The sequence below is a fragment of the Tsuneonella aeria genome (assembly GCF_009827495.1).
Taxonomy (GTDB): domain Bacteria; phylum Pseudomonadota; class Alphaproteobacteria; order Sphingomonadales; family Sphingomonadaceae; genus Tsuneonella; species Tsuneonella aeria.
The window spans coordinates 183,205-195,054 of record NZ_WTZA01000002.1 but is presented as its reverse complement, the minus strand read 5'-3'; the positions used below and the strand labels follow the sequence as shown (position 1 = coordinate 195,054).

The following is an 11,850-nucleotide window of genomic DNA, read 5'->3' as shown; positions in this document are numbered from 1 at the left end:
GGAATGACAGTAGGCAATGGACACCTGGCGCGAGTACGCGCGTTTCGGAGCAGCTATGCCCATTTCCATCACGGCCGCGTTCGATTTCACTCTCGACAACCCTACCGACCTCATTCTCCAGTTCGAAGCCGCGGCAATCCCCGAACAGACTATCCTGTCGACCCGGACCACGCTGTCGTGTGGCGAGGATTGCGTGCGCGTCCCGGCGCACGAAGCGATCGGGGAACGCGTGCTGGTCCACGCGCAGGGCCGCTTCGACGTGCGTTACGAAGCGCTGGTGGAGGTCAACCGGCTTGCGCCCGATCTCGCCGGGCTCGCCCAGCTTTCGCCGCACGAGCTGCCTGGCGATCCGCTCGAATACTTGCTCGATTCCACTTATTGCCCCGCCGATCGCCTGCAATCCTTCGCGGAGGACGAATTTGGCGGGACCACCGGCGGGGACCGCGTCCTGGCGATCCACGACTGGATCGCGCGCCATTTCACTTACGAAGCGGGAAGCAGCAACTCAACGACCACTGCGCTCGACAGCTTTGTCGAACGCCGCGGGATCTGCCGCGATTACGCGCATGTACTGATCTCGCTCGCGCGCGCGTCGACGATTCCGGCGCGTTATGTTTCGTGCTTTTCCCCCGGCGTCACGCCGCAGGATTTCCACGCGCTGGCAGAAGTGTTCCTGGCCGATGACACGATCGAAGGCGGCGGCGCCTGGTACATCGTCGATGCGACCGGCATGGCCAAACCGCAAGACACCGTGAAAATCGGCGTGGGACGCGACGCGGCGGACGTGAGTTTTCTCACCAGCTTCGGGCCGTCACACTTCGGAGACAAGACCGTTGCCGTGCGCGAAGTCTCCGCGCGTTAATATCTGACGCGGTCCGCGTCCCGCGCGGGGACGAACATACGCCGCATCTGGAACCGAAGACCACCGCGGCGCATAACGTCGTTATGCACTCGTTAGCTAAATGGAGCGGGGGCGCGATCGCCGCCATTGCGCTGGGTTTTGGCGGGGCTGCGCTGGCTTCGGGTGCTTTCAGCTCGCGGCACGCAACGCACCCGGCCACGACGGCGGAGCTTGCGATTCCGGTCGAAACGGCGTCCCTGGCTGCGCGAGAACCGACCGAGGCGGAAACGCCGTTCACGGTCAAGCGCATCCTGCCCATCGATGATCCGATCCGTTACGGCGAGTGGCACTGGGACGAAGAGGGTGTCGCCCCCGGTCCGATCGTCATGACAGTCGACCTGGATGCGCGCGTGCTGTCCGTGTTCAGGGGCGGCCACGAAATCGGCGCCGCGGCGGTCCTGCTCGGGACTGACGATTACCCGACCCCGCTCGGCACTTTCCCAATCCTGCGCAAGCAACGGCACAATGTCAGCGAAAAATATGATGACGCGCCGATGCCCTGGAGCATGTTCCTGACCACCGATGGCGTCGCCATCCACGGCGGAAGCGAGATCGAAAACGGATACGCCAGCCACGGGTGCATCGCCGGTCCGGACGAATTCATATCGCGCATCTTCGCGATCGCGGGGCCGGGCGACAAGGTGATCATCACCAGGGGCGAGACGATGCAGATCGGCGACCCCATCGTCTGACCGGCTCAATTCCGGCGCGTCGGCTCGGGCTGGAACGTCCACGTATCGCCGTCGCGCGAGACGAGCACCCCGGCGACATTCGCAGCGCGGGCGGCCCCGGATTCGAGCGTGTCGTGGAGCCGGGCGATATCGCTGCGCATGGCGTCGCGGCCGCCCACTTCGGCGACCGCGCGTGCGATGATCGCCAGCCGTAGCGCGCGTGGTTCATCGGTCGGGCGCCACGCAAGCGTGTCCTCGGCCTGATCGGTGGCGGCTTGCCACAGCTTGCCCACCATCCACTCCATCGCCTGGTTGCTCTCATGCAGCAGGGCGGCGGAACGGGCGAAGGCGACCGGGTCGGCCCAGTCGCCATGGGCCAGCGCCGCGCGGATACGCGCCCGGTCGAAGCGTGGGTCGCGGTTCGAAGGATCGTCGGCGGTTTCCACGCCAGCTTCCCGTACGATCGCGAACAGTTCGGCCTTCCGCCAACCGAGCAACGGCCGGATGACGGACACCTCCGTACCGGGCACTTTCGTCGAAGGCCGAATACCGCTGAGGCCAGCGAGTCCGCTTGCCCGGTTGAGCCGCATCAGCACGGTTTCTGCCTGGTCGTCCGCGTGATGCGCCGTCGCTACGGCGGGGAGCCCGCGCGCGCGCGCCCAATCGGCCAAGGCGGCGTAACGCGCCGTGCGCGCGGCGTCGTGCATGTTACCGGCAGACAGTTCCACACGAAGCACGACGTGCGGAATGCCCAGCCGGTCGCACAGCGCAGCCACCTCGGCCGCCTCGGTCGCGCTGTCCGCGCGCAAACCATGATCGACCGTAGCGGCTTCCACCCGACCGGAGTTCAACGCGTGCGCGAGCAATAGCAGGGCAACGCTGTCGGGGCCGCCCGATACCGCGACCCCTAAAGGCGTGACCTCGTCCAGACCGGAGGGCCACACGGCCGCCAGATCTGCACGAAACCGGGCGATCAGTGGAGGAGGCGAGACCGCCGTATCAATTGCATTTCACCTTCCGGCGGTCCGCCTCGTATTGGCCTCTCAGCCGGCCGCTCGCGATGGCGGGATAGGTTTCGGAGAATTCCGCCAGCGCGATACAAGCGCGCTTCGTATCGTTCATCGCGATCATGGTTTCGGCGAGATAAAGCAGGCTATCCGGCGCACGGGCGCCCTGTTTGTCGGTCTGATAGTTCTTGAGGAACCACGGCGCCGCTTCCTGGGTCTTGCCATCGTCAAGGTAGGCCCGACCGAGAAGATTGCGGCCATAGCTGATACGATCGTGGCGCGGGTATTTCTCCACGAACAGCGTCAGCTGCTGCTGGGCTTCCGGGAAGAAGCCCGCTTCCCACAGACGGAAGCCGTAGCTGTACTCGTCATCCCCGGCGTCGCTGGTCTGGGGCTTCGCGATTGCCTGAACGGCAGCAAGGCGCTGGGCCGTGGGGCCTGCCGGGCGGGTCGTCGCGGGCACCGCAGCCGTCGTTGACGCTGGCGTAACCACCGCCGCCGGTCTGGTGGCACCCCCCGTGGGCGTGGACGTCCCTTGCGGGCTCGGTCCAGCAGCGGGGATGGCGGATGCCGCCGCGGCGGCCGCGGCGCCGCTCGTCACCTCCAGGGCTCCGATCCGCGTCCCCAGTTGCGCGATCGCGTTGGTGTTTTCCTCCGTTTGGGACGTCAGCCGTGCAATCTGCGATTCCAGTGCGTCGAGCCGTGCAAGCATGTCGGTCACTGCGGTTGTGGAAGGGCGCGCCACGCCGGTCGTGGCCGGCTGCGCCGCGGTGATCTCCGGTTCGAAATAGCGGCCATCGTTGCCCGGAAACACACGGCGCTGAAGCGCGCGGATTTCGCTTTCGGCCTTCTTCAGGCGCGCTTCCGTCGCGGCATCCTGCGCGGCCGCCGGCATCGCGGTGCCGGCGATCGCGAGCATGGCAAAGGGCGCGGCCAGCGCCCGGTTCACTGAAAACCCCATCTCAATCAATCCCGTCTCAAGTCTTTCCCGTCCAGCGGTCTTCGCCGGGCAAAGGCGAACCGGCGCTGAACCATCGCAAGGTTAACGCTACGCCGGTCGCCTTGTCGAGCATCCCCGAGGGCAATGGCGGGGGACAGTGGTCAGGTTCCGCTGCCCGGCGGGTTGCCCGCAGCCGTGGCAGCCGGGGCACCGGCGGTGCTGGCAGCGGACGGAGAGGCGCTCCCCTGGGCTGCGCCGCGCGCAAGCAAGGCCGCGGCAGTGACCGGCACATCGGCCATCACCTGCTGGCTTTCGGCGAGCTTGGGGACCGTGCGGCCGCCCACCGTGATGGCGAGCGCGTCCGGACGGCCCGTGCGCAATGTCGTGCCGCGGGCGTCAGCGGGCACGGTGTACGTTTCGCCCTTCAGCAGGGTTTTCTCGAGGACCGTCTGTCCGTTGCCGTCCGAAAACCGCACCCACACTTCTTCATCGAGCGCGGTGAACACGACCGGGCCGGTCGGTTCCGTCACCGTCGCGCCCTGGCGGGCCGGGGCGCCGCTGGGAGGCGTCGCCCCCGCCATGGCCAGTCGTTCCTCCTCCAGCAGCGAAGGCGGGCCGGAGCCTGGCGCCAGCACTCGGTTGTAGAAGGCATATCCGCCGACCAAGAGAAGGATCAGAGCCGCGAAGCTGAGAAAGGCAAGACCGCGCGATGGAATGCGGGCCGGATCGCCAGGCTCGAACGAGGCGGCGCGGTTGCGATCACCTGGCTCGCTCGCCGCAAGCTCGGCTCGGACGTCCTCGACGATGGCGCGCTGGTCCAGCCCCACGGCCTTTGCATAAGTCCGCGCGAACCCGGTCGCATATGTCCGCGCGGGAAGCGCGGTGAAGTTGCCCGCTTCCAGCATCGCCAGGTGCCGCTGGGGTATGCGCGTTTCCGCGGCGAGCTGGGGGAGGGTCATGCCCGCCGCTTCGCGTGCCATGCGCAGACGATCGCCCACCCCGTGCAGCGGCAATTGTCCATCGAGCGCACTCGTCTGATCGTCCATCTGGCGTCCCGGAATAATGTCGACCCGATCCCTGCTGCGAAGAAAAGCCGCCGCGCGGCGATGCTGTCAAGGTTCGCACATCGGCATTACCATGGCCAGCGATGAAGTGCGCGGCACGCGCGATAAGTCAGTCGGTCTCGATGCCCTGCTGTTCGGCCCAGGCCTGAAGCTCCGCGCGCAGACTGCCGGTGGGCGCGGCCAGCAGGCGGTTCATCACGTCGCGCACTTCGCCAAGATTGACCTTGCGGATCAGTTCCTTGATCGGGCCCACCGCGACGGGCGTGATCGAGAAGCGCCGGAACCCGAGCCCGAGCAACGCCAGGGCTTCGAGCCGCCGCCCGCCCATCTCGCCGCAAATGCCCAGTTCCACGCCCGAGCCGTCAGTCGCCTGCACGACGCGCCGCATGAATCGCAGGACCGCGGGGCTCAGCCAGTCGTATCGCTCGGCCAGCTTGGGGTTCGCGCGATCGGCGGCGAACAGGAACTGCGTGAGGTCGTTCGTCCCCACGGAAAGGAAGCTGATGCGCGGCAGCAGGATGTCGAGCGTTTCGGCCAGGGCCGGCACTTCCAGCATGGCGCCGTAACGAATGCTGTCAGGGAGAATTCTCTTTTGGCTTTTTAGAAAGGTCAATTGCCCATCGAACACAGCTTTCGCCGCATCGAATTCCCATGGCTCCGACACCATCGGGAACATGACGTTGAGCGATCGGCCCGCCGCGGCTTCCAGCAGGGCGCGGGCCTGGGATTTCATCAACCCTTCGCGCTCCAGCGCCAGCCGCAGGGCCCGCCAGCCCATGGCCGGGTTTTCGTCATTGCTCGCGTTTTCGGAATCGAGATAGGGGACGGCCTTGTCGCCGCCGATATCGACCGTGCGGAAAATCACGGGCTTATCCCCCGCGGCGTCCAGGACGTCGCGGTAGATGCGCGTCTGGCGTTCGCGTTGAGGCAGGGTGGCCGAAACGAGGAACTGGAATTCGGTGCGAAACAGGCCGACGCCATCGGCGCCGACGATCGGCAGGCTGGCCATGTCGTCGCGCAGACCGGCATTCATCATCACCTGGATGCGGGTACCATCGCGGCTGAACGGCTCCACCGCGCGCAGTTCGGCATAGGCCGCCTGCTTCTGCCGGCTGCGCGCCATCCGTTCGGCGAAGACGTCAATCGTTTGCTGGAGCGGCCGCGCGTGGGCGATCGCCTTGTCGGCATCGAGGAGGATCTCGTCGCCTTCCCGAACCATGCCGCGCAAACCGCGCACCCGGCCGATCATCGGCACGCCCATTGCGCGAGCCACGATCACCACGTGCGCGGTGAGCGAGCCTTCCTCCAGGATGACGCCCTTCAACCGGCGCCGGTCGTATTCCAGCAGTTCGGCAGGCCCCAGGTTCTTGGCGATCAGGATGGTGTCGCGTTTCAGCCCCTGGCTTGCGGCCGTGCCGAGCTGGCCGGAGACGATCCGCAGCAGCCGGTTCGACAGGTCCTCCAGATCGTGCATCCGGTCGGCCAGCAGCGGATCGTCGATCTCGCGCATGCGCATCCGGGTGCGCTGCTGCACCCGCTCGATCGCAGCCTCCGCAGTCAGGCCGGAATCGATCGCCTCGTTGATGCGCCGGCCCCAGCCTTCGTCGTAGGCGAACATCTTGTATGTCTCGAGGACTTCATCGTGCTCGCCGCCCGTGCCGAACTCGGCCTGGCTGGCCATCGCCTCGATCTGGTCGCGCATCTTGTCGAACGCGCGGTAAACCCGCTGACGCTCCACCTCGATGTCCTCGGCCACGACCTGGTCGATCAGGACGCGCGGCTGGTGGAACACCGCCGTGCCGCCCGCGATTCCCTTCACCAGCGTGAGGCCCTGGATCATCTGCGGGCCTGACGCCGCTTCACCCAGGGTGGCCGCCTCGTCGTCGGCAAGGCCCGCGTGCACGATCAGTTCGGACAGGACCATCGCAACGGTCTGCAGCGCCTCTATCTCCACGTCGTCGTAGCGGCGCGGATCGGCGTGCTGGACGCACAGGGTGCCCACCGCCCGTTCGCGATAGACGATCGGGACCCCAGCGAAGGAATGGTATTTCTCCTCGCCCGTTTCGGGGCGGTAGGCAAAGTCCGGATGCGCCGCCGCCTCTGCCAGGTTCAGCGTTTCGATATGTTCGGCAATGATGCCGTTCAGGCCTTCGCCGATGGCCAGCCTGGTCACGTGGACCGCCGCCTGCTCCAGCCCGCGCGTGGCGAACAGTTCCAGCATGCCTTCGCGCAGCAGGTAGATCGAGCAGACTTCGCTATCGAGCGCTTCGCCGATGATTTCGACCACCCGGTCGAGCTTGCCCTGCGGGTGCAGGCGCGAGGCCATGACCTCGTGCAACTGGTTCAGTATCTGGCGGGCTGCGGCGACTGCGGACATCGACGACAGCCGCTACCCTATTCGGCGAACAAAGGGAATTGCACCGCGCGCCATCCACGGAGGGTCTGGTGGGCAGGCCGGCGGGCAGCACGGGGCGCACGAACGGGTCGTGCCACCGCGCGCCACCATTGCGCCGCCTGCCTGAATGCCGCCTGCCCGGATGTTGCCCGCGGCCTCTACGCCTGCCCTAGATCTCGTTCAGTTCCTGCTTGATCTTGAGCTTGGCCCGCTTGATCTGCTGGATCGTCGCCGCATCAGGCGCCGGCCGGTTCATCTCGGCATGGAGCCGGGCGTCCAGGTTGGCGTGCTTGGTTTCCAGTGCAGCGGCGTGCGACGATGACAGCATCCGTGTTCTCCTGTGCGGGTTGTTGCGACCACCCCGGCGACTCGATGCATCTGAGCGTGCATCGAGCCGCCCGGACAGTCATACAATCACAACAATCCTGCCTTGCGAACCCCTCCAAACCGCCTAATCGGCAGGCCGCGCGCTGGCGCACGACGAAGCGATTCTGACGGGGACGACGACACCGTGACCGAACAGGAACTGAAGAAGCGGCTGGCTTCGCTCAGGACCGAACACCGCGACCTCGACGCGGCGATCGATGCGCTGACGGCGACGGGATCGCCCGACCAGCTCCAGATCGCGCGCCTCAAGAAACGCAAGCTTCGGATGAAGGACCAGATCGCGATCGTGGAGGACCAGCTCCTGCCCGACATCATAGCGTGAATCCGGGGTAAACATGTCCCGGCGCGGGACAGGTCAAAATCGATTCTGGAAAGTCGGGATACTCTTGTGGCGGCCGCGACTCGGTGGGAGTAGCGATAACGCGATGTCGACCACCACCGATCTGAACCAGCCGATCATCGAAGCGCTCTACTGCGAAGCTCTCGTCCTGGCCGACGAAGTGCGGGCGGCGTTCGACCTCGCCCCGCCGCGCTCCGCCGAGGAGGATTTCGTGCGCATCGCGCTGTCGGTGGAGGGCCTGCGCACCACCACGCGGATGATGCACGTCCTTGCCTGGCTGCTCAATCACCGCGCCTATTTCGCCGGCGAGCTGAGCGAATTCCAGCTGCGCCGCCACGGCGTGCTGCCGCCCGACCGCGCTTCGGACCCGGGGCAGATGGAGATGCTGGCGCCCGAAACCCGCGCGCTCATCGGGGAGACGGTGGCCCTTCACGCTCGCATCGCGCGGCTCGACACGGCCTGGCGCGATCGCTTCACCATGCGTCCCGCCACCGTGCACCGCCTGCACGAACGGCTGGGCCGGGCGCTGGGAACGTTCTGAGCGCGGCGTTCCGTAACGCTCGACTCCGCGGCATCGCGCGGGCAAGAGACGAGGATGGCAGGACCGCCCCCGAAACCATGGCCGACCGGCATTGCCGAAACGCTCGAACCGCTCGTGCGGCGGGTGCTTGCGCCAAATCCTTCGCCATACACCTTCACCGGGACGGAGACCTACCTGGTCGGCGACGGCGAGCGCATCGCGGTCATCGATCCGGGGCCGGACGATCCGGCCCATGTCGACGCGATCATGGCCGCGGCCGGCTCGGCAAAAGTCGCCGCGATCATGTGCACGCACACGCACCGCGATCACTCGCCCGCGGCACGCCCGCTCGCAGCCCGTACCGGCGCGCCGATCGTCGGATGCGCGCCGCTCGTGCTCGACGACGAAGCGCTTGCCGCGTGGGGCCCCCGCGCCGATGCGGCGTTCGACAGTGCCTATGCCCCCGATCGCGTGCTGGCTGACGGGGAGGCGATGACCGGCCCGGGATGGACGCTGACCGCCGTGCACACGCCGGGGCATACCTCCAACCATCTGTGTTTTGCCCTGGAGCAGACGGGCGCGCTGTTCACCGGGGACCATGTCATGGGCTGGTCCACCAGCGTGGTGGTTCCGCCCGACGGTGACATGACCGACTACATGGCCAGCCTCGACAGGCTCTACGCCCGGGACGACCGGGTCTATTATCCCGCGCACGGCCCCCAGATCGACAATCCGCGCCAGCTCGTCCGCGGGATGATCGGGCACCGCCGACAGCGCGAAAACCAGATCGTCCGCCTGCTGCGGGAAGACGGGCCGCACACGGGCGCACAATTCGTGCCCAAGATGTACAAGGGGCTCGACCCGCGGCTCGCCGGCGCGGCCGAAATGAGCGTGACCGCCCACCTGATCGATCTGGAACGCCGCGCGATGGTCGGCCGTTCAGGCGATTCATGGACCGCAATATAACCTCTCGTCGCCCCGACCCGGACTTGCGCGAACCGGTGGTCGACCAGCGACCGCTGATGCGCGTCCAGGCCACGCCCTGGCTGATGGTGATCGTGCTGATCGCCGCCGTCGCCTGGTTGGGATGGCGGGCATTCTTTTACGAGGAGGAAGGTGACCCGGTGGGGAGCGCCATGCTGGCGTTCGAAAAGCAGAACTCGCTCAACGTATTTTCCAGCCGGTTCGAAATCGTGGCAGAAAGCGTCAACAGCCATGGCGTGCTGGGCATCGACGTATTGAGCAGCCGGCAGGCGACGATCATACCGGCGACCGTGACCTATCGCCTCGACCTCGGTTCGATGGACAGCGATGCCTTCGCGTGGGATCCGGCCAGCCAGACGCTCGATGTCGTGTTGCCGCCCTTACGCATTTCGCGGCCCAATCTCGACGAAGCCCGGTCGCGCGTGTTCACCGAAGGGACCTGGGTGACCGCCGGCGCCCAGCGGGAGCTGTCGCGGAACAATTCCTTGCAGGCGGAGCGGCGGGCGGCGGCGTTCGCCAAGAACCCGGAAGTCCTGGCATTGGCCCGCGACGCCGCCAAAGGTGCGGTGCGCCAGAACCTTGCCATTCCGCTGCAAGTGGCGGGCTATGAAAACGCCAGGGTGCGCGTGCGGTTCGAAGGGGAACGCGCGCCATCCTGACGGCGCCATTGAGGGCCGCGCCTGACCGCGATGGCACCCGATTGACATGGGCGGCGCCCGGCGTAGAAACCTCACGCATAAGTACGAACAGGTCGCCGGCTTTTTCGTGAGGGGAAACGTCATGGCTACCGTTCCTGGCAACGCGCACATCGCCACGCCGGCCGCGCGCAATTTTCGCGCCGACCAGCCATTCTTCACCAGGTTCGCGATGGTGCTCGCGGCGATCATCGTGCTTGGCTTTGCCCAGTTCGCGCTGCGCGGTTTCGTGGATTATCGCGCAGCACCGTTGCGGACCCATTTCCACGGCGTCGTGATGCTCGCGTGGCTGGCCCTGTTCGTCGTCCAGAACCGCCTGGTCGAAAGCGGGAGCATCGCTCAGCACCGCCGTCTCGGCCGCGTGGGTGCCTGGCTGGCGGTGGTCGTGGCGCTGACCGCCTGCTGGGTCGGCATCGGCGCGGCGATCGACGGGCGGCAGCCGCCGTTCTTCACGCCGCCCTATTTCCTCGCGCTGACTTTGCTCGGCGCGGTCTTCTTCCTCGGGCTGGTCGGGTGGGCGGTCGCCCGGCGGCGCGACACGCAGTGGCACCGCCGGCTGATGCTCGCCTCGTTCATCGCCATTCTGGAGCCGGCGTTCGGGCGGCTGCTGCCCATGCCCCTGATCATGCCCTGGGCCGAAGGGGTGGTGCTGATCGTCCAGCTTGCCGCATTCGCCGTACTCGTGCGGCACGATCGCCAGGTCCTCGGGGCCGTGCACCCCGCCACCATCGCCGGCGCGCTGGTGGTGACCGTCTATCACGCGGCCCTCGAGGTGCTGGGCCGCGTGGGCCCCTTCGTCACCCTGGCAGAGCGGCTGGCGGGCTAGCGGTCACGGAACCCCTCGCGTTCCGCGCGTTCCGGCATATATGCCGATAAACGGACCTCACTTGCCGAACGGACGGACATGACTGACCAGCCCCGCGTACCCCTCGCCGGAACAGACCTGCGTGCCGAAATCGACCGCCTGCGCAGGGAACGCAACGCGATCATCCTGGCCCATTACTACCAGACGCCCGAAATCCAGGACATCGCCGACTTCGTGGGCGACAGCCTGGAGCTGAGCCGCAAGGCCGCCGATACCGATGCCGCCGTCATCGCGTTCTGCGGGGTCAAGTTCATGGCCGACACCGCGAAGATCCTCTCGCCGGATAAGATCGTGGTCCTTCCCGACATGGACGCCGGGTGCAGCCTGGAAGATTCCTGCCCGCCGGAAAAGTTCAAGGCCTTCCGCGAGGCGCACCCCGATCACATCGCGCTCACCTACATCAACTGCTCGACGGAGGTGAAGGCGCTGAGCGACGTGATCGTGACCAGTTCCTCGGCCGAAACGATCATCAGCCAGATCCCGCCCGAACAGAAGATCATCTTCGGGCCCGACCGGCACCTTGGCGGCTACCTTTCGCGCAAGTTCGGTCGGGAGATGCTGCTGTGGCCGGGCGTGTGCATCGTGCACGAGGCGTTCAGCGAGACCGAGCTGCTCAAGCTTAAGGCCCAGCACCCCGGCGCGCCCGTGGCGGCGCACCCCGAATGCCCGCCGGCGATCATCGATCACGCGGACTACGTGGGCTCGACCAGCGGCATCCTGCAATTCGCCAAGACCTTCGAAGGCGACACCCTGATCGTCGCGACCGAGCCGCACATCATGCACCAGATGGAACTGGCGATCCCGGAAAAGACCTTCATCGGCGCGCCCGGGGCGGACGGCAACTGCAACTGCAACATCTGCCCCTACATGGCGCTCAACACGATGGAGAAGCTCTACGTCGCGCTGCGTGACCTCGAACCCCGGATCGAGATCGCCGAGCCGCTGCGGCTGGCTGCGCGCAAGAGCCTCGACCGGATGCTGGAGATGGCGAGCGGCACGATCGGCCGGGGCGACCTCGGTCCGCGTTGACTGTTACCGCGCAGAGATACCGCGAGGGTGGCGCGGGGCGCGGGGCTCGCCT

General features: G+C 66.7%; 13 protein-coding genes. 8 read left to right on the top strand and 5 right to left on the bottom strand.

Annotated features, from left to right (window positions below; translation table 11 throughout):
- Window positions 1-55: 55 nt before the first annotated feature.
- Window positions 56-862: a transglutaminase-like domain-containing protein gene (locus GRI40_RS11440; RefSeq protein WP_160611714.1), complete on the top strand. Its 807-nt coding sequence runs from the start codon at window positions 56-58 to the stop codon at window positions 860-862.
- Between the two features lie 83 nt (window positions 863-945).
- On the top strand, window positions 946-1,593 hold the full coding sequence (locus GRI40_RS11435) for a L,D-transpeptidase family protein (protein ID WP_160611713.1): 648 nt from the start codon (window positions 946-948) through the stop codon (window positions 1,591-1,593).
- Window positions 1,594-1,598: 5 nt separating this feature from the next.
- Here the strand turns inward: GRI40_RS11435 and tilS are convergent, their stop codons facing one another.
- The 5 genes from tilS to GRI40_RS11410 form a co-directional block, all read right to left on the bottom strand.
- Complete coding sequence (gene tilS / locus GRI40_RS11430) at window positions 1,599-2,516, bottom strand: tRNA lysidine(34) synthetase TilS (RefSeq protein WP_337190559.1); 918 nt, start codon at window positions 2,514-2,516, stop codon at window positions 1,599-1,601.
- A gap of 55 nt (window positions 2,517-2,571) precedes the next feature.
- Window positions 2,572-3,540: a tetratricopeptide repeat protein gene (locus GRI40_RS11425; RefSeq protein ID WP_160611712.1), complete on the bottom strand. Its 969-nt coding sequence runs from the start codon at window positions 3,538-3,540 to the stop codon at window positions 2,572-2,574.
- A gap of 140 nt (window positions 3,541-3,680) precedes the next feature.
- The gene (locus GRI40_RS11420; RefSeq protein WP_160611711.1) at window positions 3,681-4,565 is read right to left on the bottom strand and encodes a helix-turn-helix domain-containing protein; all 885 of its coding nucleotides are present in this window, start codon (window positions 4,563-4,565) and stop codon (window positions 3,681-3,683) included.
- A gap of 127 nt (window positions 4,566-4,692) precedes the next feature.
- Window positions 4,693-6,960 carry a phosphoenolpyruvate--protein phosphotransferase gene (gene ptsP / locus GRI40_RS11415; protein ID WP_160611710.1) on the bottom strand — a complete coding sequence of 756 codons (2,268 nt, stop codon included), beginning with the start codon at window positions 6,958-6,960 and terminating at the stop codon, window positions 4,693-4,695.
- A gap of 187 nt (window positions 6,961-7,147) precedes the next feature.
- Window positions 7,148-7,306 (bottom strand): DUF465 domain-containing protein, encoded by a 159-nt coding sequence (locus GRI40_RS11410; RefSeq protein ID WP_337190558.1) that lies wholly within the window; start codon window positions 7,304-7,306, stop codon window positions 7,148-7,150.
- A 183-nt stretch (window positions 7,307-7,489) separates the two neighbouring features.
- Here GRI40_RS11410 and GRI40_RS11405 point away from each other — a divergent pair, with 183 nt between their 5' ends.
- From GRI40_RS11405 to nadA, 6 genes are all read left to right on the top strand, one after another.
- Complete coding sequence (locus GRI40_RS11405) at window positions 7,490-7,687, top strand: DUF465 domain-containing protein (protein ID WP_160611709.1); 198 nt, start codon at window positions 7,490-7,492, stop codon at window positions 7,685-7,687.
- A gap of 103 nt (window positions 7,688-7,790) precedes the next feature.
- Window positions 7,791-8,246, top strand: coding sequence for a DUF1465 family protein (locus tag GRI40_RS11400; protein ID WP_160611708.1), 456 nt, complete (start codon window positions 7,791-7,793; stop codon window positions 8,244-8,246).
- A 54-nt stretch (window positions 8,247-8,300) separates the two neighbouring features.
- A complete protein-coding gene (locus GRI40_RS11395) occupies window positions 8,301-9,191 on the top strand; it encodes an MBL fold metallo-hydrolase (RefSeq protein ID WP_160611707.1) in 891 nt (296 codons plus the stop codon).
- Window positions 9,176-9,868 (top strand): DUF4230 domain-containing protein, encoded by a 693-nt coding sequence (locus GRI40_RS11390; RefSeq protein WP_160611706.1) that lies wholly within the window; start codon window positions 9,176-9,178, stop codon window positions 9,866-9,868. The genes GRI40_RS11395 and GRI40_RS11390 overlap by 16 nt, the downstream gene beginning before the upstream one ends.
- Before the next feature lie 121 nt (window positions 9,869-9,989).
- A complete protein-coding gene (locus GRI40_RS11385; RefSeq protein WP_160611705.1) occupies window positions 9,990-10,730 on the top strand; it encodes an adenylate cyclase in 741 nt (246 codons plus the stop codon).
- 78 nt (window positions 10,731-10,808) lie between these two features.
- Window positions 10,809-11,798 (top strand): quinolinate synthase NadA, encoded by a 990-nt coding sequence (gene nadA / locus GRI40_RS11380; protein WP_160611704.1) that lies wholly within the window; start codon window positions 10,809-10,811, stop codon window positions 11,796-11,798.
- Window positions 11,799-11,850 lie beyond the last annotated feature (52 nt).

What these genes read in the sequence shown, in the direction of transcription:
- GRI40_RS11435 (WP_160611713.1), top strand. Translation starts at nt 946, where the DNA reads ATGCACTCGTTAGCTAAATGGAGCGGGGGCGCGATCGCCGCCATTGCG.
- GRI40_RS11385 (WP_160611705.1), top strand. Translation starts at nt 9,990, where the DNA reads ATGGCTACCGTTCCTGGCAACGCGCACATCGCCACGCCGGCCGCGCGC.
- GRI40_RS11410 (WP_337190558.1), bottom strand. Translation starts at nt 7,306, where the DNA reads ATGCTGTCATCGTCGCACGCCGCTGCACTGGAAACCAAGCACGCCAAC.
- ptsP (WP_160611710.1), bottom strand. Translation starts at nt 6,960, where the DNA reads ATGTCCGCAGTCGCCGCAGCCCGCCAGATACTGAACCAGTTGCACGAG.
- GRI40_RS11440 (WP_160611714.1), top strand. Translation starts at nt 56, where the DNA reads ATGCCCATTTCCATCACGGCCGCGTTCGATTTCACTCTCGACAACCCT.
- GRI40_RS11395 (WP_160611707.1), top strand. Translation starts at nt 8,301, where the DNA reads ATGGCAGGACCGCCCCCGAAACCATGGCCGACCGGCATTGCCGAAACG.
- GRI40_RS11420 (WP_160611711.1), bottom strand. Translation starts at nt 4,565, where the DNA reads ATGGACGATCAGACGAGTGCGCTCGATGGACAATTGCCGCTGCACGGG.
- GRI40_RS11425 (WP_160611712.1), bottom strand. Translation starts at nt 3,540, where the DNA reads ATGGGGTTTTCAGTGAACCGGGCGCTGGCCGCGCCCTTTGCCATGCTC.
- GRI40_RS11390 (WP_160611706.1), top strand. Translation starts at nt 9,176, where the DNA reads ATGGACCGCAATATAACCTCTCGTCGCCCCGACCCGGACTTGCGCGAA.
- GRI40_RS11400 (WP_160611708.1), top strand. Translation starts at nt 7,791, where the DNA reads ATGTCGACCACCACCGATCTGAACCAGCCGATCATCGAAGCGCTCTAC.
- nadA (WP_160611704.1), top strand. Translation starts at nt 10,809, where the DNA reads ATGACTGACCAGCCCCGCGTACCCCTCGCCGGAACAGACCTGCGTGCC.